Below are 24,106 nucleotides of genomic sequence, written 5' to 3'. Positions count from 1 at the left end.
ACGCGTCGCTTCGGCGAAACATTAAGATAAAATAGCGCGGCGTCTTCACGCACGCGCGATTGCACATCAATCGATCGATTGCCTGGTGACTTTGCCTGTTTTTCGTGCGAATGATGATGCGTCGTCGTTACGACATTCTTCGCATTTGCACACCGAACGCGGCGCGCGCCCGTGCATGAAGCCGGCGCGGGTTAAAAAGATATTTTTTTTCTACTGTTTCAGTCGATAATCTTCATCGAAACCCACTCCCGACACTCACTATCCTGTTTCTCGCCGGGCTATCGAGACGATCGTGTGCCGCGAGACAGATCCATGCCTATGAAAGCGAACGCCGACTCCTGCGCGCTGAACGAACCGCGCGGCATTGTCGGTGCTGTGTCCTTCGACTTCATTCCTGACGCGTTGCGCGCGCAATGCCGCAACCTCGTGACCACCTATCACGCCATGCACGGCTATGCGTGCCTGCCCGATATGCTCTGGAAGTCGGGCCTGCGCGACTTCATCGATGGCCATCGCAACCTGCGCGAGGCGCTGCGCAAGGCCTCGACCGCGCGCAGCGCGCGCGCCGCCAACCTGCTGTTCGCGTCGATCGCGACAGAGATCCTCTCGCTCGAGGTTTTGGCGCGTGAGTATGCCAACTGGAGCGCGATCCTCCCCGCAGCGAAGCTGCTGGCAACCGAGTTGCTGGAGCGCGGCGCGCCGGCGTCGCGTACCTGGCTGATGGCCCACTATCTCTATCCACCGCGCTTCGACAGCCCGGCCGCGACGATCACGCTGTCCCGTCCGCCGGCGCCGCCGGACGAGACCGCCTCGTGCGCCGTGCGTGATGTCGTTGTGGATCTGCCGGTGGAGACGATGTCGTTCCGCGACATCGTCATGGCGTGCCGGGCCGAGGATCTGGCGCGGCAGTCCCGGCCGTCGCTGGTTCTCGCCGGGCGCGACGTCGCCGAGCATTGAGACCTGTCCGCCGTCCGGCGGACGTTGCGGGCCGTCCACAGCGGGCGGCGATCGCGTGGGCAGGGCATCCTTATGCGTTCTTTATTTTTCTACGGTGGATTCCGTATGGATTTCCTCCGCCATTCGGGGCGAGCGTTGCCGCCGCCGGGGCAGTTCGAGGCATCGTCAGGACTGGATTCGGGCTCACGCCGCATGGTCGCGGTCGCAATGATCGCGGCGCTCGGGCGGCTGGGGCTCCGGGTCTTGTCGACCGCATCGCCTGCACATTCTCTGATCACCGATGCCGACGTGGTCCCTCGCCGGGACCCGCCGGGTGTGCGTCGGCGGGCCCTGTGCGAGATCCGATTGCTGAGCTTTGAAGTCATTGTCCGAAGCCGCGCGGGCGGGAATGCTCCCGCCGCCGCTTCCCCGTCCGCCGCGCCGCGCCGGCTGCGCGTGCGCGTTCCGGCCGCGCTCGTCGCTGTGCTGCTCACCGTCGTCGCCACCGTCGGGCTGCTGCTGCTCGACGCCGCGCTGTCGCTGGAGCTGAGCCCGATCGTCTACATGATTCCGGTGTTGATCGCGGCGACGCGCTGGGGCTTCTGGCCGGCGATGGCGGCGGCGATCACCGGCACGCTGGCGGCCGACTTCTTCTTCCTGACGCCGTATTACAGCCTGCGCGTCGACGATCCGCAGGAAGCGATCAACCTCGCGCTGTTCCTGCTGGTCGCGATGGTCTGCAGCAATCTCGCGGCGCGGCTGCGGCAGGAGGCCGAGGCGTTGCGCCAGAGCGAGCAGTCGCTGCAGGGCCTTTACGAGTTCTCGCGCCAGCTCGCGCTGTGCTTCACGGTGCGCGACCTCGTGCTGGCGATCCAGGCCTATGTCTCCGCGACGCTCGGCCGCCGCGCGGCCTTTGTGGCGTCGTCGGACGACGACGACATCGCCGCACCCGACGGCTCGGCCGTGCCGGCCGATATCCGCCGCGAGGCGCTGGCGATGATCGTGCGCGGCGACGTCGTGCCCCGCACCGCGTTCGACGGCGTATCGCAGACCTTCTGGATTCTCAAGGCGGTGTCGTCCGAGGCGGCCCATCACGGCGTGATCGTGGTCGATATCGGCGGCCGCAGCGAGGCCGTGATCGACCGGGACCTGCGCCGGCTCGAGGCGGTGATCGACGAGGCTGCCGTGACGCTGGCGCGCATCGATGTCGGCACGGCGATGGGCGAGGCGCGGCTGCGCCTGCGCGACGAACTGCTGAAGGATGCGCTGCACGGCGTGATCTCGCACGAGCTGCGCACGCCGCTGACCTCGATCCTCGGCGCCGCCAGCGTGCTGGAGGCGACGCCCGCGATCCGAACGGATGCCACCGTCCGCGGGCTGGTCGACGGCATCCATGACGAGGCGGTCCAGCTCGACGGCTTCCTGCGCAACCTCGTGGACGCTTCGCGCGTCACCAGCCGCGGGGTGCGGCCGCGGGTCGAATGGGCCGATCCCTGCGACATCATGAATGCCGCGATCGAGCGCAAGACGCGCCGGCTGGCGCGGCACCGCGTGCGGGTCGAGTTCGACGAACAGCTGCCGCTGGTCAAGGTTGACGCCGTGCTGATCGCCGAGGCCTGCGGCCAGCTGCTCGACAATGCCGCGAAATATTCCCCGGCGGGCAGCCTCGTCGTCATCCGCGTCCGTGCTGACGCCGGGCACATCGCCTTTATGGTGCTGGATGAAGGGGTGGGGCTGACATCCGACGAGCAGCGCCAGCTCGGCCGCAAGACCTTTCGCGGCGCGCGCCATCTCGCCGCCGTGCCGGGCTTCGGCCTCGGGCTGTGGATCGCCTCGGCGTTCGTCAAGGCCAATGGCGGCGTGCTCGCGCTGGCGAGCCGCGGCGCGAGCGGCGGCACGGTCGCCACGATCACGCTGCCGGTGGCGTGCGACGCCGCGCCGGAGCTGACGGTAGCAGCGCCATGAGCGAGCCGGTGAATACGGTCCTGGTGATCGACGACGAGCCGAAGATCCGCCGCTTCCTGCGCGCCGGCTTCGAGCTGCACGGCTATGCGGTGGTGGAGGCGGAGACCGGCGAGGCCGGCCTCAGGGCGGCGATGTTCGATACGCCGGACCTGATCATTCTCGATCTCGGGCTGCCTGACATCACCGGCGACGAGGTGCTGGAGCGGCTGCGCGGCTGGTCCAACACGCCGGTGATCATGCTGTCGATCGAGTCCGACGAGGCCGAAAAGGTTCGCCTGCTCAAGCGCGGCGCCGACGACTATGTCGTCAAGCCGTTCGGCATCGCCGAGCTGCTGGCGCGCGGCGAGGCGGCGTTGCGGCGCTACTTCAAGTCCAGGACCGAGAATCCGGTGGTGATGGCGGGGGCCTTGAGCGTCGATCTCGTCGCCCGCAGCGTCACCGTCGGGACGGCGCGCATCAAGCTGACGCGCAAGGAGTATCGCCTGCTGCATGTGCTCGCGACCCATGTCGGCCTCGTGGTCACCCACGACCAGCTGCTGCGCGAGGTGTGGAGCGGGCGCCAGCGCGACAACGTGCAGTACCTGCGCATCCTCGTGCGCAAGCTGCGCCAGAAGATCGAGGCCGATCCCGACCGGCCGCGGCTGCTGGTCACCGAATCCGGCGTCGGCTACCGCCTGCAGGCCGACCCGGCGCCGCCGCCGCTGGTGGCCGAGGTGCCGAGCACGATGGAATCGTGAGGCGCAAACGAAACGGGCGGCCCGAAGGCCGCCCGTGATCGCGTCGAGGTCGCCGGCGCTACTTCGACGGTTCGAACGACAGCGGCGCCTGCTCGATGACCGGAATCTCGATCTTCACCTTGGAGGTGTCGATCACCGTCTTGTCGAGCCAGTAGGTCACGGATTCGGGCCAGCCGATCACGATCACCACCAGGATGATCTGCATGAACACCCAGGGGATCGCGCCCCAGTAGATGTCCGAGCTCTTCACTTCCGGCGGCGCGATGCCGCGCAGGTAGAACAGCGCGAAGCCGAACGGCGGGTGCATGAACGAGGTCTGCATGTTGACGCACAGCAGCACGCCGAACCACACGAGGTCGATGCCGAGCTTGCTGGCGACGGGCGCCAGCAGCGGGATGATGATGAAGGCGATCTCGAAGAAGTCGAGGAAGAACGCCAGGAAGAACACGAAGATGTTGACGAAGATCAGGAAGCCGATCGCGCCGCCGGGCAGGCCGGTCAGCATGTGCTCGATCCAGCGCGCGCCGTCCATGCCCTGGAACACGAGGCTGAAGCAGGTCGAGCCGATCAGGATGTAGACCACCATCGAGGTCAGGCGCATGGTCGAGGTCATGCCCTGCTCGAGCAGCGTCCAGCTCAAGCGGCCGTGCAGCGCGGCGAGCAGCATGGCGCCGACCGCGCCCATCGCGCCGGCTTCCGTCGGCGTGGCGAGGCCGAGGCCGATGGTGCCGAGCACCAGGAAGATCAGCACGATCGAGGGGATCATGCCCCACAGCACGCGGCGCACCAGTTTCCAGCTCATCGGCTCGCGCGCATCCTCGGGGATCGGCGGCATCGCCTTGGGGCGCACGATTGACAGGATGACGATGTAGGCGATGAAAATCGCGACCTGCAGGATCGAGGGGCCGATGGCGCCGAGATACATGTCGCCGACGGAACGTCCGAGCTGGTCGGCGAGCACGATCAGCACCAGCGATGGCGGGATCAGCTGGGTGATGGTGCCGGACGCCGCGATGACGCCGGTCGCGAGCTTCATGTCGTAGCCGTAGCGCATCATCACCGGCAGCGAGATCACGCCCATGGCGATCACGGACGCCGCGACCGTGCCGGTGATGGCGCCGAGCACGGCGCCGACGATGATCACCGCATAGGCGATGCCGCCGGGAACCTTGCCGAACAGCTGCCCGGTGCCTTCCAGCAGGTCCTCGGCGAGGCCGCAGCGCTCCAGGATCGCGCCCATGAAGGTGAAGAACGGGATCGACAGCAACAGGTCGTTGGAGATGATGCCGTAGAAACGGAACGGCAGCGCCTGCAGGAAGGCCGGATCGAAATGTCCGGTGGCGATGCCGATGGCCCCGAAGAACAGACCGACGGCGGCGAGCGAGAAGGCCACCGGAAACCCGTACAGCATGAACAAGACCATGGTCCCGAACATGAGCGGGGGCATGATGCCGTGTGAAAACATGGAGCGTTATCCCGTCCCGAAAGGAATGTGGCGCCTTACTGCAGCGGCGCTTCGTAATGGGTGTCGATCTTGACCGCGCCGGTGAGGCCGGCGATGCGCTTGACGAGCTCGGCGGCGCCCTGCAGCCACAGCAGCACGAAGCCGGCGGGCAGCAGCAGCTTGGCGGGCCACAGGATCAGGCCGCCGGCGTTCGAGGAGTATTCCTGCGAAACGTACGACTTGAGGAAGAACGGCCAGGTCAGGCTGATCAGGTAGGCGGTGACCGGCAGCAGGAAAAAGATGAAGCCGACGACGTCGATCCACAGCCGCGTGCGCTCGGAGACCGAGGAGTACAGCAGGTCGACGCGGACATGCTCGTTGAGGCGCAGCGTCTGCGCCGCGCCGAGCAGCACGATGCCGCCGAACATGTACCACTGGATCTCGAGCCAGCTGTTCGACGAGTAGCTGAACAGGTAGCGGATCCCGGCGTTGCCGGCGCTGACGAGACACGCCAGCAGCACGAGCCACTTGGCGATGAAACCGGCGACGTCGCCGATGGCGTCGATGACGCGGGTCAGTTTGAGCAGCTGTTGCACGAGGCTGTCCTTGGGTCTGGCGATCGAAGGCACCGGTTGGGCGGTTCTTGTTGCTTGGCGCTTCACGCCGCCGCCGCGGACATTGCGAACGCTGGCCGAGCGGTGCAACCCACCTCGTCGACAGCCGTCCGGAACGCGCGAAACTGTGGCCTGAAGTCGCGAAAACGTCCGTAAACGGGTCGGACATGGCACAATTTTGACGCAAAAACAACACTGCGGGCCGCCGCGCGGGACCCTGGAGACGCTACGAAAGTCTCATGCCGTCAGCTGGTTGCGCGGGTGCGGTGCAACGAATGGATGGCCGTGGCCCTGCAGGGTTTGCATTTGTTGCGAAGCGAGGCGGCTTTTTGGCTGATCGTTACCCGGGCGCTTGCGGGCCGCCGCTGGAACCAGCGACGCCGCCGCGAAAGAATCCGGCCGGGCCGGCCGCATATCTTGATCCAGATCATGGCCCGCCGTGACAGTTGGTTAAAAGTGGCGGATGGATCCCGCCCGCCGGTCGCGTGTCGCGGATCATGCAGGTCCATCGATCAACCCATTTGCCATCATGTGCGGCGCTCATGTGGAACGAAACCCTATTGCACTCGGTGCTCGACAGCCTCGACGTGGCCGTCGTGGTCACCAGCGACGGTGATGATCACATTCATTTCGCCAACCGTGCGTTCCTGCGCCTCGTCGGCTGTCCGGCGAGCAAGCTCGGGCACGACGGCGTGTCGATCCGCGATCTGCTCGATCCGACTGATCGCGCTCGCGAGGCGCCGCAGCGCGCGCTGCTGACGCAGGGCAAGATCGACAGCTACAGCATCCGCGAGCGCTTTCTGCGTCCTGACGGGACGCGGATCTGGGCCGATGTCACGCTGCGGGCGCTGCCGCACGCGGCCGGACAGCCGGAGCAGGTGGTTCGCACCATCGAGACGGTGACGCACGATGACATGGTCCGGCCGAACTGCCTGTCGCCGATCTCCACCATCACGGTCGCGGCCGTGCCGGAAGGCGATCTCGCGCCGCTGGCCGCGATGCGCGACGACACCGACGTGCCGATGCCGATTCGCGCGGCGGTTCGCCTCATCCTCGACAATTCCGGCGGCCGGCTCGGCCTGACGGAAGTAGCGCGCCGCTCCGGCACCAGCGTGCGCTCGCTGCAGCGGCATTTCGCGCGGCACGGCCTCAGCGCCGCGCGCGTGCTCAAGCTGATCCGGCTGCGGCGGGCCAACAACCTGCTGCACGAGGCCGACACCGCGACCTCGGTGACGGCGGTGGCGTTCGCCTGCGGCTTCACCAACCTCGGTCATTTCGCCCGCGACTATCGCGGCGCGTTCGGCGAGCTGCCGTCGGCGACGCTCGGCCGGTCACGGACGATGAGCGGCGCTGTCGCCTGATGGGCGGCAGTGACGTGAAACGGGCAAATCGCAAATTAAGTGCGGGGTCTTAAGCTGACGGAATCGTTGCAGGCTGGGGGCAGCGCCATGGCGGAAGCGGGAATCGCGCAAAGGCTCGAGTTCAGCATCATCGACGCGGCGATGCTCGTAGCGCTGCGCGAGGCAAAACCGTTCATTCTCGCCGAGATGCCGGCGATCCTCGATGCGTTCTACGATCATGTCGAGAAGTTCCGCGAGACTGCGGCGTTCTTCCGCAACCGCGAGCACATGATGCACGCCAAGGCGATGCAGCTGCGGCACTGGGCCATCATCCTCGACGGCCGCTTCGACGACGCCTATCAGGCTTCCGTGACCAAGATCGGCGAGGTGCACAACAAGCTCGGCCTCGGGCCGCGCTGGTACATCGGCGGCTACAGCATCCTGGTGTCGGGCCTGCTGCGGGCGATCGCGGCGCGCAAGGGCCTGGACCGCAGCGCTTCGGCCCGCAAGACTTCGGGCCTGTTCAGCCGCGGCGACGGCGAGCATCACACGGCGGTGCTGCAGCAGGCCATCGTCAAGGCGGCGCTGCTCGACATGGATATCGCCATCGACGTCTACATCGAGGCGGGCCGGCGCGATCGGCGCCGGACGCTGGAGAACATCGCGGTCGATTTCGAGAAGACCATCGGCGGCGTCGTCAACATCGTCGCGTCCGCCGCGACGCAGCTGCAGTCGTCGGCGCAATCGATGAGCCGCCTCGCGCAGCAGGCCAATTCCCAGGCGTCCGTCGCCGACGGCGCGGCGAGGACCGCCAGCGCCAATGTCGAGAGCGTCGCGGTCGCCGCCGAGGAGCTGTCGAGCTCGATCCGCGAGATCTCGCGGCAGGTCAACGAATCCGCCCGGGTGTCGACCGAAGCGGCGCGGGAGGCCGACCAGGCCGCCGACAAGATGCAGCGGCTGTCGGGGGGCGCCGACCGCATCGGCGCCATCATCGAGCTGATCAACAACATCGCCTCGCAGACCCATCTGCTGGCGCTCAACGCCACCATCGAGGCGGCGCGCGCCGGCGAGGCCGGGCGTGGCTTTGCGGTGGTGGCGCAGGAGGTCAAGTCGCTCGCCGACCAGACCGCGAAGGCGACCTCCGACATCCGCGCGCAGATCGGCGGCATGCAGGGCGCCACCACGGATTCGGTCAGCGCGATCGCCTCGATCACCGCGGTCATCAAGTCGATGAGCGACGTTTCCGCGGCGATCGCCGCCGCGGTCGAGGAGCAGGGCGCGGCGACGGGCGAAATCTCGCGCAGCGTGCAGCTCGCGGCCAGCGGCGCCGACGAGGTGTCGCACAACATCTCCGGCATCTCGGTGTCGGCGGGCGAGAGCGGCGCGGCCGCAAATCAGGTGCTGGCGGCGGCGTCGGAGCTGTCGGCCCAGTCCGAACAGCTGCGGCTGGAGGTCGACAAGTTTCTCGCCACCGTGCGCGCGGCCTGAGACGTCTTCAGGCGATCGCGACGCGTCGCGTGCGCGCGGCGCGCGCGGGACGCTGCCATTCGCAGTCCCTGTCTGGAAAAGCGGGCGGCGACGGTGCATAGGCGTTGGCCTCAAGGCCAGGGAGTGCGCCATGACCGACACCGTCACCCGCCATTACGACTCGCTGCTCGCCGAGCATTACACATGGATGTTCGGGCTTCCGTTCGCCGCCAAGGTGGCGGAGCAGCGCGACACGCTCGCGGCCCTCGGGGTGGGAGCGGGCGCACACGGGACGGCGATCGATCTCGGCTGCGGCCCCGGGTTTCAGTCCCTGGCGCTTGCGGACCTCGGCTTTCAGCGCGTCATCGCCGTCGATACCAGCCAGGCATTGCTGCATGAGCTCGACGCCCACAAGGGCGATCGGCCGGTCGAGACGGTGCTGGCGGACCTGCGTGATGTCGACCGGCTCGCCGCGCCGGGCAGCGTGGAGACGATCGTCTGCATGGGCGACACGCTCACCCATCTCGCAAGCCGGGCGGAGGTCTCCGGCGTCCTCGGCAAGGTGCGCGATCTGCTGCAGCCCGGCGGCCTGCTGGTGCTGACCTTCCGCGACCTGTCGGCCGAGCTGACCGGTCTCGATCGCTTCCTGCCCGTCCGGGCCGATGCCGACCGCATCATGGTGTGCGTGCTGGACTATGAGCCGGAGACGGTCGTCGTCAGCGACCTCGTGCATGTGCGCACGGACGAAGGCTGGACGCTGCGCAAGAGCAGCTACCGCAAGCTGCGCCTCGGCCCGGCCGCGCTCGCCGACGAACTGACCGGCCTCGGTCTTGCCGTCAGGCGCAACGAACCTGCGGGCCGCATGCACGCGATCGTCGCGGCACGATGACGCCGATGCGCCGATGACGCGTCGGCCGCCGGCGCGCGCTCAGACCGCGCGGATCGCCGTGGCATCCTGCGGTGCGACGATGCGGCGGTAGAGGTGCCAGGTGGCGTGGCCGAGCACCGGCAGCGTCACCAGCAGGCCGAGGAAGGTCGGCAGCACCGAGACGACCAGCACCACCACCACCAGCACCGCCCAGCCGAGCAGCGGCAGCGGGCTCGTGGTCACCGCGCGCACGCTGGTGATCATGGCGGTGACGCAGTCGACGTCACGGTCGAGCAGCAGTGGAAACGACACCACGCTCAGCGAGAACAGCATCAGCGACAGCACGAGGCCGTCGAGATGGCCGATCAGCAGGAACAGCAGTCCCTCGCGCGTGCCCAGCACCACGGCGACGAACTCGTTGAAGCTGGTGAAGGAGGCGTTGAGGCCGAGGAACAGCGCGATCAGGAGGCGGACCTGGTACATCCAGATCACGAACACGAACAGCGTGACGAACGCCATCCAGCCGATCTCGCCGCGGCTTTTCACGGTCTGCCAGACCGCGCCGAACGACAGCGGCCGGCCCTGCTCGAGGCGGCGGCTGACCTCGTAGAGCCCGGCGGCGACGAACGGGCCGATCAGCGCAAAGCCCGCCGCCAGCGGATAGGCGAGGTAGCTGAGGCCGAGCGCGGTGACGCAGGCGATGATGGCGATGCCGCCGCAGGCATAGATCGCGCCGAAGGCGAGGCCGTAGCGCGGCGCCGCCCTGAAGTCGCGAAAGCCCGCGGCGAGCGCGTCGGCGATGTCGGCGGCGCCGATCCTGCGCACCACCGGGTCGGTCCTGCCGGATATCGAGGTCATGGGGTCGCCTCCTGCCGTTGCCGCCATTCCGGCGCACAACCGCGAGCCGCGCTTTGATCGAGGTCAAACAGCGGCAGTTTGCGCCCCCGTGGCGTCTTGTCCGCAACACCGGCCCGCGATAGAGCGGAACCGCTCCGACTCGGAGCTGGGGGAAGAGGAGAAGACCATGCATCGTCGTTCCATACTGAAAGCGTTCGCGGGACTGGCGCTGTGCCCGCTGTGCGCCACCGCCGGCGTCGCCGCCGAGGGCGCGCACTGGAGCTATGAGGGCGCCGAAGGCCCTGCCCACTGGGGCGATGTCGACGCCGCCAGCAAGGTGTGCTCGGTCGGCAGCCAGCAGTCGCCGATCGACATCACCTCGTCGGTGCGTGCCGAGCTGCCGCCGCTCGCCATCGACTGGAAGGGGGGCGTCGACACCATCGTCAACAACGGCCACACCATCCAGGTCAACGCCGCCGACGGCAGCACGCTCAAGGTCGCCGGCGCCAGCTACAAGCTGGTGCAGTTTCATTTCCACCGGCCGAGCGAGCATCTGATCGACGGCAAGAGCTTCCCCATGGAGGTGCATTTCGTGCATCGCAACGACGCCGGCGCGCTCGCGGTGGTCGGCGTGCTGATGACCACGGGGCAGGCCAATGCGGCGTTCAAGGCGGTGACCGCGGCGATGCCGCAGGCGGCGGGCCCGGCGGTGAAGGCGCCGGCGGCGATCGATCCGGCGGGCTTCCTGCCGGCCGGCCGCAACTACTACCGCTATGCCGGCTCGCTCACCACGCCGCCCTGCGCCGAGACCGTGGAGTGGCTGCTGCTGACGACGCCGGTCGAGGTGGCGGAGGCGGACGTGGCGAGCTTTGCCAAGCTCTACGCCATGAACGCGCGCCCGGTGCAAAAGGTGAACCGCCGCGACGTGCTGCGCTCGGGTTGAGTTGAAGCACGCGGATTGTCGGCTTTTCTCCGTCATGGCCGGGCTTGTCCCGGCCATCCACGTCTTCCTTGTTGAAACGCTGCAAAAACGTGGATGCGTAGCAACTCGGCTCTGCCGAGTTGCGTTCTTCTAAAGACCGCAAGTCGGATAAATCCGACTTGCGGGACAAGCCCGGGCTTGACGAGTTCAACAACAAACGCCGTGCTTCATTGGCTTCTTTTTTGCCCCCACAAGACGCCGCTCCCTTTTCAATCCCTGCGGCCATCGCTCTCGTAAAACGCCTTGGCGTCGGCGGTGAACGCGGCGCGTGAGGCGGGGATGGTGTAGAGCATGTGGCCGCCGCGATAGAGCCGGAGGGCGGTGCGGCCGTTCGCGAGCTCGCGCGGCAGGTGGTCGAGCACGTAGCGGCTGACGCCATAGGGCGTGATCAGGTCGCTGTAGCCATGGGCGACCAGCAGGCGGAACGAGGGATCGAGCGACAACAGCTCGCGAATGTCGTCGGCGGCGTTGGCCTGGCGGCGCGACCCCTCGCTTTCGCCCCACTTCCACTTGTTGTTCACCTCGGTGCTGAGCAGCTGGTAGGTCATGTCGGTCTTGAAGCCGAGGGTGTCGCGGGCGTAGGCCGCGAACGCGCCGCCATAGGCGCGGGTGAAGCCTTCGAGCACCGGGTCGGGGCCGCGGCCGTCGCTGTCGGGATAGGGATCGGGCGCGGCCAGCGCGGCGTCATAGATGCTCACCACCGCCTGGTCGCGCTCGCGCAGGTGCTTGAGGAAGGCGTCGCGCACGAAGCCGCGGGTGCGCGTCACGAGGTCGGGCGACAGCCCGGTCAGCGCCGCGACACGATCATAGAACGCGCGCGCGGCGTCGCCCGCGGGCGCGGCGCCGGCGAGGGTGGTGAGATAGTCGGTCATGGCGAAACGCTCGGCCTCGGTGAGCGCCTGCGGCGTGAACGCGCCGCGGCGCTCCAGCTCGGTCGCCGCCAGCGACGGCAGCTGCAGCGCCGCGCCGAGCGCGTAGCGGTTGGAGCCGAAGATCAGCGAGCCGTCGATCAGCGGCGACAGCATGATCACGCCGGCGACGATCAGGCCCTGCGACTGGCGCAGCGCCTGCGCGGTCTTGGCGGCGCGGAAGCCGCCATAGCTCTCGCCGAGCAGATATTTCGGCGCGCCGCTGCGGCCGTTGCGGGCCAGATACAGCGCGATCACCTTGGCCATCACCTGGGCGTCGGCCTGCACCCCGAAGAAGCCGGCGTCGTCGGCCTTCACGGTGCGGCTCCAGCCGGTGCCGACGGGATCGATGATGACAAGGTCGGTGAAGGCGAGCCAGCTCTGCGGGTTGTCGATCAGCGCGGCATGGGCGCCGTCGCGGCCGCTCGGACCGAAGTCGAGGATCTTCGGCCCGACGAGGCCGAGATGCAGGTACGCCGACGCCGCGCCGGGCCCGCCGTTGAACACGAAGGTGATCGGGCGGTTGGCGGGCGCGTCCTTCGCGACATAGGCGGTGTAGAACACCGCCGCGGTGCGCTCGCCGTTTTGGCCATAGAGCGGCACGGTGCCGGCGGTCGCGGTGTAGGCGAGGGGGCGGTCGCCGAGCGGCAGCGTGTGGTGGGTGACGGCGTCGGCCGGCAGCAGCGCCAGCACGCCCGGTGCGCCGGCACGGCTGTCACCGGCCCTGGCTTCGCCGGCCTTGCTGTCGGCGGCTTTCGCCTCGGCCGCCGTCGCCTCCTGTGCGTGCGCGGCGCGCGGCATGGCGAGCAGCGATGCGGCGCCGAGGACGAGCGCCAGCGCGCCGGCCAGCCGCCACTCCCGCTTCGTCCGACGAGGTCCGTTCCGGCGCGTCCTGGTCATGTCAGTCCCCGGCATTGCCCCAGCGGCGCTGGGCGTGGCGCGTATGCGCCGGCACGGCCACCGTGGCCGGCGATTGCGGCGGATATGGTGGCGCGGGCGGGCATTCGGCAAGGTGCGGAGACGACACCGCCGCATGACGGTTTCGCGACAGCATGGCAGCCCGTGCACGCGCCCGACATTCAGGGATTGTTAAGTGATTTCAACCGGTGTGCGGGTTCCATCGCGGCGTTCGAAACTGCGACGCTGTGGCGCAGCGGGCACAGCGCGCCGGCCCTGTTTGGCGTACTCTTTCGGCACAGTCGCTCGAGCGACCTGCCTGCCATTGGGGGACCGTCCATGAAATTCGTTTCGTCCACCCGGATCCTCGGATCCGTGCTCGCACTGGCAGGCACTGCGCTCGCCGCGGGATCGGCCTCCGCCGCCGACCTGCCCGCGAAGGTCTACCGCAAGGCGCCGCCGATGGTGGTGCAGGCGTATAACTGGACCGGTTTCTATGTGGGTGTGAACGCCGGCGTCGGCTTCGGCCGCTCCAAGACCACGGCTGCGGTCGGCGCGCCGGCGGTCGGCTTCCCGGCCTCGCGCCTCGGCGGTCTCGGTGGCCTCGGCGGCGGCCAGATCGGCTACAACTGGCAGTACGGCAACCTGCTCGGGCTCGGCAACATTGTGCTCGGCGTCGAGGCCGACATCCAGGGCGCGGGCCTCAAGGACAGCCGCACCTGCGAAATCACCTGCATCGCCGGCACCGGCCTTGCGTTCAACCAGAAGCTCGACTGGTTCGGCACCGCGCGCGGCCGCATCGGCCTCGCGACCGGCCCGGTGCTCAGCTACGTTACCGGCGGTTTCGCCTACGGCAACGTCAAGACCACCGTCACCGACCTGTCCAACCCGGCGCTCGCCACCACCTTCGGCAGCACCCGCACCGGCTGGACCATCGGCTCGGGCGTCGAGGCGGCGCTCGGCGGCAACTGGACCGGCAAGATCGAATATCTCTATGTCGATCTCGGCACCCAGAACGGCGCAGCGCTGCTGCCGAACCCCTACACCTACACCTCGCAGGTGCGTGAGCACATCTTCCGCGCCGGCCTGAACTACCGCATCGGCGGTGCCGGCCTGTACGCGCCGGAGCCGCTCGCCAACTGGTCGGGTGTCTATCTCGGCGGCAATGTCGGCGGCGCCACCGCGCTCAACCGCAGCACGCTGGCGGCGGCGGGCCTTGCCAACGAGAAGTTCAACATCGCGCCCGACGGCTACATCGGCGGCGCGCAGATCGGCTACAACTGGCAGGCCGCCAACTGGGTGTACGGCCTGGAGACCGACTTCCAGGGCTCGAGCCAGAAGGACAACAAGGCCTGCGAGCTCGGCTGCTTCCCCGGCACCCCGCAGTTCGCCGCCTTCAATCAGAAGATGCAGTGGTTCGGCACGGTGCGCGGCCGCGTCGGCTATGCCATCGGCTCCTCGCTGTTCTACGCCACCGGCGGTTTCGCCTACGGCAACGTCAAGACCGATGTCGCCGGCGTGTTCCTCGGCACCGCCTTCAACCAGTCGATCTCCCGCACCCGCACCGGCTATGCGGTGGGCGGCGGCATCGAATCGCCGTTCGACCTGTTCGGCCTGTTCGGCAAGAACTGGACCTCCAAGACCGAATACCTCTACGTCGATCTCGGCCGCTCCACCGATGCCATCACCGGCACCGGCCTGACGTTCTCGACCAAGGCGCAGGAGCACATCTTCCGCACCGGCCTGAACTACCACTTCAACAGCCCGGTCGTGGCGCGCTACTGAGCCGCCGGATCCCTGACATTCCCTGCGAAAACCCCGGCCACCGGCCGGGGTTTTTCGTTGTCCAGGGGCGGGGATACGGCGCCGCGGCGACTTTAATTGTCGGCTGTGTCTCCCTGACCACAGACAGCATGGCCTGCGCACGATAGGACTGCAGTCAGATTCTCATGTCTGTCGTCCATTCGGGGGCTGTTTTGAAATCCTATGCCTTTGCCGCGGCGCTCGCCGCTGCCGCCGTTACCTCCGCCGCTTCGTCCTCCCTCGCCGCCGATCTTCCGGCCCGCACTTCCACCAAGGCGCCCCCGCTGGTCGTCCAGGCCTACAACTGGACCGGCCTCTATGTCGGCGTGAACGCCGGCGTCGGTTTCGGCCGCAGCAAGACCGATCTCAATGGCGGCATCGTCGATCCGCGCTCGCGCATCGGCGGACTCGGCGGCGTCGGCGGTGGCCAGATCGGCTACAACTGGCAGTACGGCAACCTGTTCGGCCTTGGTCTCGGCAATGTCGTGCTCGGCCTCGAGGCCGACATCCAGGGCGCCGGCCTCAATGACAACCGCACCTGCACGCTGCTGTGCGCGGCCGGGTTCGGCGTCAACGTCAACCAGAAGCTCGACTGGTTCGGCACCGCGCGCGGCCGCGTCGGTATCGCCACCGGCCCGGTCCTCAGCTATTTCACCGGCGGTTTCGCCTACGGCAACGTCAAGTCGCGCGTGTCTGATTTCACCGGCGTGATCAACGACAGCTTCAGCAGCACCCGCACCGGCTGGACCATCGGCTCCGGCGTCGAGGCGGCGCTCGCGGGCAACTGGACCGGCAAGATCGAGTATCTCTACGTCGACCTCGGCACCCAGAGAGGCCTCAGCAGCCTCGGCACCTTTACTTTCAACTCGCAGGTGCGCGAGCACATCTTCCGCGCCGGCCTGAACTACCGCATCGGCGGCGCGTCCTACGCGCCGGCGCCGGTCGCGAACTGGTCGGGCTGGTATGTCGGCGGCAACGGCGGCAGCGGCACCGCGCTCAACAAGAGCAGCATCCGGAGCGCCAACCTCGGCGAGCGCTTCAACCTCAGCCCCGATGGCTACTTCGGCGGCGTCCAGGCCGGTTACAACTGGCAGGCCGGCGCGATCGTGTACGGCCTCGAGGCCGACATCCAGGGCGGCTTGCTCAAGGACAACTATGCCTGCGGCATGACCTGCAGCGCGAATGCCTTTGTGAGCTATAACCAGAAGATGCAGTGGTTCGGCACGGTGCGTGGCCGCGTCGGCTATTCGGTCGGCTCGACCCTGTTCTACGCCACCGGCGGTTTCGCCTATGGCGGCGTCAAGACCGACCTGAACTTCGCCAACGTCGCCGTCGCCTCGGTCTCCAGGACCCGCACCGGCTACGCGGTGGGCGGCGGCATCGAATCGCCGTTCGACCTGTTCGGCCTGTTCGGCAAGAACTGGACCTCGAAGACCGAGTACCTGTTCATCGACCTCGGCAAGTCGACCGACACCGTCGCGGTGGGCACCACCTTCACCACCCGCGCCCAGGAGCACACGCTCCGCACCGGCCTGAACTATCACTTCAACACCCCGGTGGTGGCGAAGTACTGAGACCATCCGGCCGCTGCCGCGGCTGTTCAAGACCCCGGCCTCGCGGCCGGGGTTTTTTGTTGCCCTGCACCGGGCGACCGGTCGTGGACAACGGGCGCATGTGTCATCTTTATTGCGGCTGTGGCTTTGCTGGCACAGACAAAGCGCCGGGGCGCGGCTAGGACTCTCGTCATATTTCCGCCGTCGCCCCTGGAGGCCGTTTTGAACAAGCTCGTTATTGCCGCGGCGTTCGCCGCTGTCGCATCCACCACCGCCCAGGCTGCCGATCTTCCGGCCCGCACCTACACCAAGGCGCCGCCGCTGGTCGCGCAGGCCTACGACTGGACCGGCTTCTATCTCGGCGTCAACGCCGGCCTCGGCTTTGGCCGTGACAAGACCACCACCACCAGCGCCGTCGGGATCGGCGAGACCACCCGCCTCAGCCCGTTCGGGGCGCTCGGCGGCGGCCAGGTCGGCTACAACTGGCAGGGCGGCAATTTCGGGCTCGGCAACATCGTGCTCGGCGTCGAGGCCGACATCCAGGGCACCGGCTTCAAGGACGATCGCACCTGCGGCCTCGCGATCGCGGCCTGCACCCAGGCCGGCGGCCTGCAGTACAGCCAGAAGCTCGACTGGTTTGGCACCGCGCGCGGCCGCGTCGGCTTCGCCACCGGCCCGGTGCTGAGCTATTTCACCGGCGGTTTTGCCTACGGCAACGTCAAGACCGGCTACAGCAACGCGCTGCTCGGCAGCTCCAGCTTCAGTCAGACCCGCTCCGGCTGGACGGTGGGCTCCGGCGTCGAGGCGGCGCTCGGCGGCAACTGGACCGGCAAGATCGAGTACCTCTATGTCGATCTCGGCAGCGTCAACAATCCCGGCATCCTGCCCGGGGCGGCCGGCTTTGCATCGTCGTCGAACATCCGCGAGCATATCTTCCGCGTCGGCCTGAACTACCGTCTCGGCGGCAGTGGCCTCGTCGCGCCGCAGCCCGTGGCCAACTGGGGCGGCTGGTATGTCGGCGGCAACGCCGGCGGCGCGACCGCGCGCAACCCGACCTCCATCGGCGGCATCCAGAACGGTGCCGCGTTGCCCGGGCCGGGCAAGCTCTTCCTCAGCCCCGATGGCTATCTCGGCGGCGCGCAGATCGGCTACAACTGGCAGGCGGCCAACTGGGTCTATGGCCTGGAGGCCGACATCCAGGGCTCGTCGCAGCGTGACGACAAGCCGTGCATCCTGTGCAGCGCGCTCGTCCAGACCGTGACGCAGAACCAGAAGATGCAGTGGGTCGGCACCGTGCGCGGCAGGGTCGGCTACGGCATCGGCTCGTCGCTGTTCTATGTCACCGGCGGTCTCGCCTATGGCGGCGTCAAGACCGCCGTGTCGCTGGTCAATGTCGGCACCGCCACGCTGTCGGAGACCCGCACCGGCTGGACGGTGGGCGGCGGCGTCGAAACGCCGTTCGAATTCTTCGGCCTGTTCGGCAAGAACTGGACCTCCAAGACCGAGTACCTCTACGTCGATCTCGGCAAGTCCAGCGTCAACCTGCCGATCAATGCCACCAGCTCGCTGTTCGTCAACAGCCACGCCCAGGAGCACATCTTCCGCACCGGCCTGAACTATCACTTCAACACCCCGGTGGTGGCGAAGTACTGAGCCGCGTGACACCCTTGCTCAAGACCCCGGCCGCGAGGCCGGGGTTTTTTATTGATGGATGCGGCGCGGCCGGGACGGATTTGGCCCTGCCGGCACGGCTGTTGTCGCTGCCGTCGTCTGAAGCAGGCGCACTCGCAGGCCCTGTCCAGCGCGCGTCATTTCGCTTTGACGCGTTGTCTCGACGCGCGCCGCTCCGCATCAGGTTCATGGCCGGCTTCGCTGGACAACGAGAGATATGATGAGTATCACGCCACCTCTCACTGTAGAGGGCTAGGGGAAACCATGTTCGCACGTAATGCTCTGATGTCCGGCGTCGCCGTCGGCTTTCTTGTCGCTTCGCTTCCCGCGGTCGCGGCCGACCGCAACGTCGATGTGATCAACAACACCAAGAAGACGATCAAGGAATTCTACGCTTCGCGCACCAAGCTCAGCAGCTGGCAGGAAAACATCATCAAGGGCGATCCGATCGAGCCCGGTGAGACCCAGCCGGTCGACATCGACGACGGCAGCGGCGGCTGCAAGTTCGACTTCAAGGCCGTGTTCTCGGACGGCGATGAAGCCATCAACGAAAACGTCGACGTCTGCAGCGTCAGCTCGGTCACCTACCGCTAAGTCCGAGCAAGCCGGGCCGGCGCCGTCTCAACCTCGGGTGGGCGCCGTTCCGAGCATCGCGACGCAGCGCTGCGCACCACACCCCGGCCGCGAGGCCGGGTTTTTTATTGCCGCGACAGCCGCCACGGCGGCAGCGGCGCGAAGCTTTCGGCGATCCAGTCGACAAAAGCCCGCGTCTTGGCGGGCAGGAGCTGGTTGGATGGCACGACAGCATAGACCGCCCCGGCGTCCTGCGTGGTCCAGGCGTCCAGGACCGGCAGCAGCTCGCCGCGTGCCAGCTCCCGGCCCACCAGCCAGTCGGTGCACATCATGATGCCGGCGTCGCGCACCGCGGCCTGCACCAGCGCCTCGCTGTCGTCGCAAACCAGCGCGCTGGTGGTGCGCACCGTCACGCTGCGCCCTTCGGACGGATGGACGAGGTGCCAATGGGGATGGCTGGCGAATCCGGTGAAGCCAAGGCAGGCGTGGTGCGCGAGATCGGCCGGCTCCTGCGGCATGCCATGGCGCTCGAGATAGGCGGGTGATGCGCAGAGAACCCGACGATGACCGGCGATCCGCCGCGCGACGAGGCGCGAGTCCGGTAGCGCGCCGATGCGCACGGCCGCATCGAAGCCCCCGGCGATGAGATCGACATAGGTGTTGGCAAGGCTCGCCTCGATCCGGACGTCCGGATAGCGGGCGAGGAATGCCGGCAGGATCGGGGCAATCCACATCCGCGCGAAACTCGCCGGCAGGGCGAGACGCAGGGTGCCGCGGGGACCGCCGCGGGCGTCCGACGACGCCATGGCCTCGGCTTCGGACAGGGCGCCGAGACCGGCCCGGACGCGGGCAAGGAATGACGTCCCAGCTTCGGTCAGCGCGAGCCTGCGCGTCGTCCGCTCCAGGAGGCGCACGCCAAGCCGCTGTTCCAGAGCGGTGACGCGACGCGACAGGATGGAGGCATCGCGCTCGAGGATCAGCGCGGCCTTGGCGAACGAGCCTTGCTCCGCGACCACCGCGAAGGCGATGGCTTCCTCCACCTGGCTGCCATTCAACCATTGCTGTGCCATTTGCACGAATATCCTGCGTTAGCGCCAGATTATCCAAAAAAATTGCACGACTAGGATGGATGTCAAGGCCGACTGAGCGGCCTGTTCCCTAGGAGACTGCCATGCGCGCCATCGAATTGACCGCCGCCTCGCTCGACGCCCTGACGTGCGTTACCCTGGCCGATCCCGTCCCGGGACCGGGTGAAGTGCTGGTGCGGCTGCGCGCCGCCAGCCTGAACTTCGTCGATCTCGCGGTGGCGGGCGGGCATTTTCCGGTCCCGAAATTTCCGCTCGTCCCGGTTGCCGACGGGGCCGGGGAGGTCGCGGCCATCGGCAGGGATGTGACGGGCGTGAAGGTCGGCGATCGCGTCGTCCCTCATTTCATGCCGGGATGGCGTGGCGGGCGGATCGCGCCGGCCAATGTCTCCGGGATGCGCGGTGTATCCCTTCCGGGATCGCTGGCGGACTATGCCGTCGTCGATGAGCGCGGCCTGGTGCGCCTGCCCGATCACCTCAGCTTTGCCGAAGCGGCGACCCTGCCCATCGCCGGTACGACCGCGTGGCGCGCACTGCGCGCGGCGAATATCGGGCCAGGATCGGTCGTTGCGCTGCTTGGCACTGGTGGCGTCAGCCTATTCGCCCTGCAGCTCGCGAAGGCCTTTGGCGCCACGGCGATCGTGACCTCGTCATCCGATGAAAAGCTGGAGCGTGTCCGCAAGCTGGGCGCCGACCACACCGTCAACTACCGGGCAACCCCGGAGTGGGAGAGCGAGATCCTCAAGCTCACCGAGGGGCGCGGTGTCGATCTTGTGATCGAGACTGTGGGAGGCGACAGCTTCGCACGATCGCTGACAGCGGCGGCCCAAGGTGGCGTGGTCTTCACCATTGGCTTCGTCGCCGGCACCAGCGCTGCGATCGACCTCATGCCGATCATCGCCAAGGGCGTCACTGTCCAGGGCAACAACACCGGGCCGGTGGAGGACCTCGCCGCCGCCGTCCGCGCGGTCGCAGCCCACCGCATTACCCCGGTCGTCGACAAGGCGTTTGGCATCGACGATGCCGCGGCAGCCTATGCCCGGCTGGGCGGCGGGCGGAGCTTCGGCAAGGTCGCGATCATCCATTGAGTCCGGCGTCGGGCCGGTATCGCCTGCACCCCGGCCGCGAGGCCGGGGTTTTTTTGTTGGTGCGCGGCCCAGGCGGCGCGCTGGCGCGTTTTCTGCTGCCGGTGCATGGATTCACGTGTATTTTAAAAGTGGCGCAATCTGGCGTCGTATCGCTGTCATCGCCGCGGCGTTGAGTGAACGCGGCAGCCGGTGGCACGATGGTGAGGGGGTGGGACATGCGAACTCCGGTGATCCTGGTCGTGGCGCTGGTGGCGGCGCTGATGATGCCGTCGGCGCGTGCGCAGCAGGTCAAGGCGCAGGACGAGGCGGCGCGCAAGGCCGAGATGGTCGCCGCCTGGCAGGCCGCCGAGAAGGCCGGCACCGTCGGTCCCGCCGACGTGCCGCTGATCGACCAGGCCAGCCTGAAGCTGCCGAAAGGCGATTTCTTCGTGCCGAGGACCGAGGCCGCGCGCATGCTGCGCGCGCTCGGCAACCTCGTCAACGACACGAGCCTCGTCGGCATCGTGGTCGGCACGCGGGCGAGCGACCGCTGGATCGTGGTGATCCGCTACGTCAAGGAAGGCTATATCAAGGACGATGACGCCAGGACCTGGAATGCCGACGACCTGCTGAAGAGCCTCAAGGATGGCACCGAGGAGGCCAACAAGGATCGCGTCGCCCGCGGCTTTCCCGAGATGCAGATCATCGGCTGGCAGCAGCCGCCGGCCTACGACGCCACCAGCCATCGCCTGGTGTGGTCGCTGCTCGCCAAGGACAAGGGGGAGGCCGACGATGCGCCGAAGAACATCAACTACAATACCTACGCGCTCGGGCGGGACGGCTATTTCAGCCTCAACCTCCTGACCAGCTCGGACAGCATCGCCACCGACAAGGCGGCGGCGCACGAACTGCTGGCCGACCTCTCCTACAACACCGGCAAACGCTACGAGGACTTCAGCGCCTCCACCGACCGCGTCGCCGAGTACGGCCTGATCGCGCTGGTCGGCGGCGTCGCGGCGAAGAAGCTCGGCTTGTTCGCGCTGCTCGCGGCGTCGCTGCTCAAGTTCGGCAAGATCATCCTGGTCGGTGCGGCCGTCGCCGGCGGCACCATCCTGAAACTGTTCCACCGCAAGCCGCGGCAGGACACGCCCGATGGCGCCGCATGAAGGCGCTGCTGCTGCTGGCGCTGTCCGGCCTGAAGTGGGGCAAGCTCGCCGCCACCGCCGGCAGCATGGTGCTGTCGCTCGCGCTCTATGCCACGGTCTGGGGCTGGCGCTATGCCGCCGGGTTCATCGCGCTGCTGTTCGCCCACGAGATGGGGCACTATATCGCCGCGCGCCAGCGCGGCCTGAACGTCGGCGCGCCGACCTTCATCCCGTTTCTGGGCGCCTGGATCGAGCTCAGGGACCAGCCGATGGATGTCGAGACCGAGGCCTATGTCGCGATCGCGGGGCCGGTGGTCGGCAGCATTGCCGCGCTCGCGGTGTACCAGTGGGCGCGCGCCGACGACAGCGCGCTGCTGCTCGCGATCTCCTATGCCGGGCTGTTCCTTAACCTGTTCAACCTGCTGCCGCTGTCGCCGCTCGACGGCGGACGCATCACCGCGGTGCTGGGCCCGCGCATCTGGTTCGCCGGCGTGCCGGTGCTGGTGGCGCTGCTGCTGTACCGGCCGAGCCCGGTGCTGCTTCTGGTCGCCATCATGGCGGTGCCGCAGCTGATCAAGGCGTGGCACTACGATCCGCAGGCGCCGGAGAACATCGCCTATTATGGCGTGCCGCTGCAGACCAAGCTGGAATACGGGGGGATGTATCTGGCGCTCGCGGCGCTGCTCGCGGTGATGACCTACGACGTTCATGAAATGATCGGTCAGGTCGCGCGATCGACGGGGTGAGGGCGCCGGTTACTCTCTGACGGGGGCGCGGCGCAAGCTCCACGCGATGGGCCTGCGCGGAGTCGCGGCCTTGCAGCCCATGATCAGCAGCGTCATCATCAGGATGTCCGCCGACTTCGTCGACAGCGCATTGTTGCTGAGCGACAGAGTGAAGAAGATCACGGTGCCGGCGATCACGTTCCAGGGCGCGCCCGTGAGCAGTGCCCGGAAAAGGTTGGCCAGCAGCACGGCGAAGAGAATGGCGCCGACGAGGCCGAACTGCACGGTGAAGATCACCACCGAACTTTCGATGAAAGGCAGTCCGAACACGTCGAGCGCGATGCGCTGGATGCGTGTGATGTCGCCGCCGAACAGGAATTCGTTCCAGGTCAGGTAGTCGAATACGCCGTAGATGTTGACACGGGCGAGGGCGCTCTGGTCGACGACGCCGCTGTCGAAACGACTGAGCGCGCCGGCGGCGAACATCACGGCAATCAGCGCCATCACCGCCAGCAGGCCGGCGAGCGCCAGCATGATCTTGCGCTGGAGTCCGTCGAGGGGCGTCGGCGCCGCCATCCGGACCGTGATCAGGAACACCAGGCATGACAGGCCAGCGAACAGCGTGGCGAAGCGCGCGCCGGACGCCAGTACGCCGATCAGCAGGACGGCGACGGCGGCGATCTTGAACGGCATGCGCCAGCGTGTCGCGCTCGCGAGGCAGATGCCGACCGCGCACCACTGGCCGAGCTCCAGCGGATGGTCGGACAGTCCGGTGGGGCGAAACACCTCTTCGCCGCCGGGGTAGGGCAGCAGGCGCGTCTTCAGCGCGAACTCGGCGGTGCCGACCAGCGCACTCAGCATCAGGAACGCGAGCAGCAACTCGGCGATCAGCGGTCGCCACGGGCGCGGCAGCGTGGTCATGATGAAGATGGCCATGCAGGCCACGATGTAGCTGTCGAGGATGTAGCCGAACGCAGCGTTGCGGCCGCCGACGACCAGCATGGTGGTCAACAGCACGATGCCGACGAGGAATGTCGCGATTGCCCGCAGCAACGATAGATCGACGGCATTGAGCTCGATGCGATAGCTGGCGAGCACCGTCGCCATGATCAGCACGATGCCGTAGAACGCGGGATGGATCTTCTGGATCGTCGATCCCTCGAGCGTGGTGTAGTCCATGAACTGGTTGAGGATCAGCGAGTTCAGGCCGACGCGCAGCAGCACGAAAAACGCGAAGGCCGCGTACAGCAGCCGCAGCATCAGCAGGCCGTCGTCCGATGCAGTGGCGTACGCGGGGCGGGTCATGGGCGGCTGGTGCTATTGCTCGGGGGCTTCAGCCTTAGCAGGGCAGTCTTAAGGTTTTGCTAACCTTGTTGCCACCGGCGGAACCGGCGATAGGCATGGAGCGTGCGGTATGAGTTTCATGCTTCACTAACCCCCGCCATGTCAGGGTCGGTGACAGGCGGCGCTGCCGCCGTCAGGTCACCAC

Annotated in this window: 20 protein-coding genes; 14 read left to right on the top strand and 6 right to left on the bottom strand. The window is 67.5% G+C overall.

The annotated features are described in order from the left end of the window. Positions 1–312 precede the first annotated feature (312 nt). The 3 genes from AB4Z37_RS28415 to AB4Z37_RS28405 all read left to right on the top strand — a co-directional run bounded on the left by AB4Z37_RS28415 (position 313) and on the right by AB4Z37_RS28405 (position 3,638). Positions 313–957 carry a hypothetical protein gene (locus AB4Z37_RS28415; protein ID WP_441520072.1) on the top strand — a complete coding sequence of 215 codons (645 nt, stop codon included), beginning with the start codon at positions 313–315 and terminating at the stop codon, positions 955–957. A 435-nt stretch (positions 958–1,392) separates the two neighbouring features. Then, positions 1,393–2,901: a sensor histidine kinase gene (locus AB4Z37_RS28410; RefSeq protein ID WP_441520071.1), complete on the top strand. Its 1,509-nt coding sequence runs from the start codon at positions 1,393–1,395 to the stop codon at positions 2,899–2,901. Next, on the top strand, positions 2,898–3,638 hold the full coding sequence (locus AB4Z37_RS28405; RefSeq protein WP_441520070.1) for a response regulator: 741 nt from the start codon (positions 2,898–2,900) through the stop codon (positions 3,636–3,638). Before AB4Z37_RS28410 ends, AB4Z37_RS28405 begins: the two co-directional genes overlap by 4 nt. Before the next feature lie 58 nt (positions 3,639–3,696). Here AB4Z37_RS28405 and AB4Z37_RS28400 read toward each other — a convergent pair whose 3' ends face one another. Together AB4Z37_RS28400 and AB4Z37_RS28395 are read right to left on the bottom strand one after the other, a co-directional pair. Next, positions 3,697–5,103, bottom strand: a complete 1,407-nt coding sequence (locus AB4Z37_RS28400; RefSeq protein ID WP_441520069.1) for a TRAP transporter large permease — start codon at positions 5,101–5,103, stop codon at positions 3,697–3,699. A gap of 35 nt (positions 5,104–5,138) precedes the next feature. After that, positions 5,139–5,678 (bottom strand): TRAP transporter small permease subunit, encoded by a 540-nt coding sequence (locus AB4Z37_RS28395; RefSeq protein WP_441520068.1) that lies wholly within the window; start codon positions 5,676–5,678, stop codon positions 5,139–5,141. Positions 5,679–6,238: 560 nt separating this feature from the next. Between AB4Z37_RS28395 and AB4Z37_RS28390 the strand changes: the two genes are divergently transcribed. The 3 genes from AB4Z37_RS28390 to AB4Z37_RS28380 all read left to right on the top strand — a co-directional run bounded on the left by AB4Z37_RS28390 (position 6,239) and on the right by AB4Z37_RS28380 (position 9,392). After that, positions 6,239–7,057 carry a helix-turn-helix domain-containing protein gene (locus tag AB4Z37_RS28390; protein ID WP_441520067.1) on the top strand — a complete coding sequence of 273 codons (819 nt, stop codon included), beginning with the start codon at positions 6,239–6,241 and terminating at the stop codon, positions 7,055–7,057. Positions 7,058–7,144: 87 nt separating this feature from the next. Continuing rightward, positions 7,145–8,524 (top strand): protoglobin domain-containing protein, encoded by a 1,380-nt coding sequence (locus AB4Z37_RS28385; RefSeq protein WP_441520066.1) that lies wholly within the window; start codon positions 7,145–7,147, stop codon positions 8,522–8,524. Between the two features lie 130 nt (positions 8,525–8,654). Then, the gene (locus tag AB4Z37_RS28380; RefSeq protein WP_441520065.1) at positions 8,655–9,392 is read left to right on the top strand and encodes a class I SAM-dependent methyltransferase; all 738 of its coding nucleotides are present in this window, start codon (positions 8,655–8,657) and stop codon (positions 9,390–9,392) included. 39 nt (positions 9,393–9,431) lie between these two features. Here AB4Z37_RS28380 and AB4Z37_RS28375 read toward each other — a convergent pair whose 3' ends face one another. Further along, a complete protein-coding gene (locus AB4Z37_RS28375) occupies positions 9,432–10,229 on the bottom strand; it encodes a DUF2189 domain-containing protein (RefSeq protein ID WP_441520064.1) in 798 nt (265 codons plus the stop codon). 166 nt (positions 10,230–10,395) lie between these two features. On the opposite strand from AB4Z37_RS28375, the gene AB4Z37_RS28370 reads away from it, so the two are divergent. Further along, positions 10,396–11,151 carry a carbonic anhydrase gene (locus AB4Z37_RS28370; protein WP_441520063.1) on the top strand — a complete coding sequence of 252 codons (756 nt, stop codon included), beginning with the start codon at positions 10,396–10,398 and terminating at the stop codon, positions 11,149–11,151. Positions 11,152–11,399: 248 nt separating this feature from the next. Here AB4Z37_RS28370 and AB4Z37_RS28365 read toward each other — a convergent pair whose 3' ends face one another. Continuing rightward, on the bottom strand, positions 11,400–12,899 hold the full coding sequence (locus tag AB4Z37_RS28365; RefSeq protein ID WP_441520079.1) for a S10 family peptidase: 1,500 nt from the start codon (positions 12,897–12,899) through the stop codon (positions 11,400–11,402). Between the two features lie 435 nt (positions 12,900–13,334). Here AB4Z37_RS28365 and AB4Z37_RS28360 point away from each other — a divergent pair, with 435 nt between their 5' ends. The 4 genes from AB4Z37_RS28360 (at position 13,335) to AB4Z37_RS28345 (ending at position 18,616) form a co-directional block, all read left to right on the top strand. Then, on the top strand, positions 13,335–14,780 hold the full coding sequence (locus AB4Z37_RS28360) for an outer membrane protein (RefSeq protein ID WP_441520062.1): 1,446 nt from the start codon (positions 13,335–13,337) through the stop codon (positions 14,778–14,780). 164 nt (positions 14,781–14,944) lie between these two features. Then, positions 14,945–16,372 carry an outer membrane protein gene (locus tag AB4Z37_RS28355; RefSeq protein WP_441520061.1) on the top strand — a complete coding sequence of 476 codons (1,428 nt, stop codon included), beginning with the start codon at positions 14,945–14,947 and terminating at the stop codon, positions 16,370–16,372. 201 nt (positions 16,373–16,573) lie between these two features. Continuing rightward, positions 16,574–18,004 carry an outer membrane protein gene (locus AB4Z37_RS28350; RefSeq protein ID WP_441520060.1) on the top strand — a complete coding sequence of 477 codons (1,431 nt, stop codon included), beginning with the start codon at positions 16,574–16,576 and terminating at the stop codon, positions 18,002–18,004. A 282-nt stretch (positions 18,005–18,286) separates the two neighbouring features. After that, positions 18,287–18,616: a hypothetical protein gene (locus AB4Z37_RS28345; RefSeq protein WP_441520059.1), complete on the top strand. Its 330-nt coding sequence runs from the start codon at positions 18,287–18,289 to the stop codon at positions 18,614–18,616. Positions 18,617–18,720: 104 nt separating this feature from the next. On the opposite strand, the gene AB4Z37_RS28340 is transcribed toward AB4Z37_RS28345, so the two are convergent. Further along, entirely contained in the window at positions 18,721–19,665 is a 945-nt protein-coding gene (locus AB4Z37_RS28340) for a LysR substrate-binding domain-containing protein (RefSeq protein WP_441520058.1), read from the bottom strand. Positions 19,666–19,766: 101 nt separating this feature from the next. On the opposite strand from AB4Z37_RS28340, the gene AB4Z37_RS28335 reads away from it, so the two are divergent. The 3 genes from AB4Z37_RS28335 (at position 19,767) to AB4Z37_RS28325 (ending at position 22,638) form a co-directional block, all read left to right on the top strand. Beyond that, positions 19,767–20,768 (top strand): zinc-dependent alcohol dehydrogenase family protein, encoded by a 1,002-nt coding sequence (locus AB4Z37_RS28335; RefSeq protein WP_441520057.1) that lies wholly within the window; start codon positions 19,767–19,769, stop codon positions 20,766–20,768. Positions 20,769–20,983: 215 nt separating this feature from the next. Then, on the top strand, positions 20,984–21,913 hold the full coding sequence (locus AB4Z37_RS28330; RefSeq protein WP_441520056.1) for a DUF2167 domain-containing protein: 930 nt from the start codon (positions 20,984–20,986) through the stop codon (positions 21,911–21,913). Continuing rightward, positions 21,910–22,638 carry a site-2 protease family protein gene (locus AB4Z37_RS28325; RefSeq protein WP_441520055.1) on the top strand — a complete coding sequence of 243 codons (729 nt, stop codon included), beginning with the start codon at positions 21,910–21,912 and terminating at the stop codon, positions 22,636–22,638. Before AB4Z37_RS28330 ends, AB4Z37_RS28325 begins: the two co-directional genes overlap by 4 nt. Before the next feature lie 9 nt (positions 22,639–22,647). On the opposite strand, the gene AB4Z37_RS28320 is transcribed toward AB4Z37_RS28325, so the two are convergent. Then, positions 22,648–23,922, bottom strand: a complete 1,275-nt coding sequence (locus AB4Z37_RS28320; RefSeq protein ID WP_441520054.1) for a VpsF family polysaccharide biosynthesis protein — start codon at positions 23,920–23,922, stop codon at positions 22,648–22,650. Between the last annotated feature and the right edge of the window lie 184 nt (positions 23,923–24,106).

The organism is Bradyrhizobium sp. 2TAF24, from assembly GCF_052115025.1.
Taxonomy (GTDB): Bacteria; Pseudomonadota; Alphaproteobacteria; order Rhizobiales; family Xanthobacteraceae; genus Bradyrhizobium_A.
The sequence above is the reverse complement of the archived record's forward strand: the minus strand, read 5'-3'. Positions and strand labels throughout refer to the sequence as shown.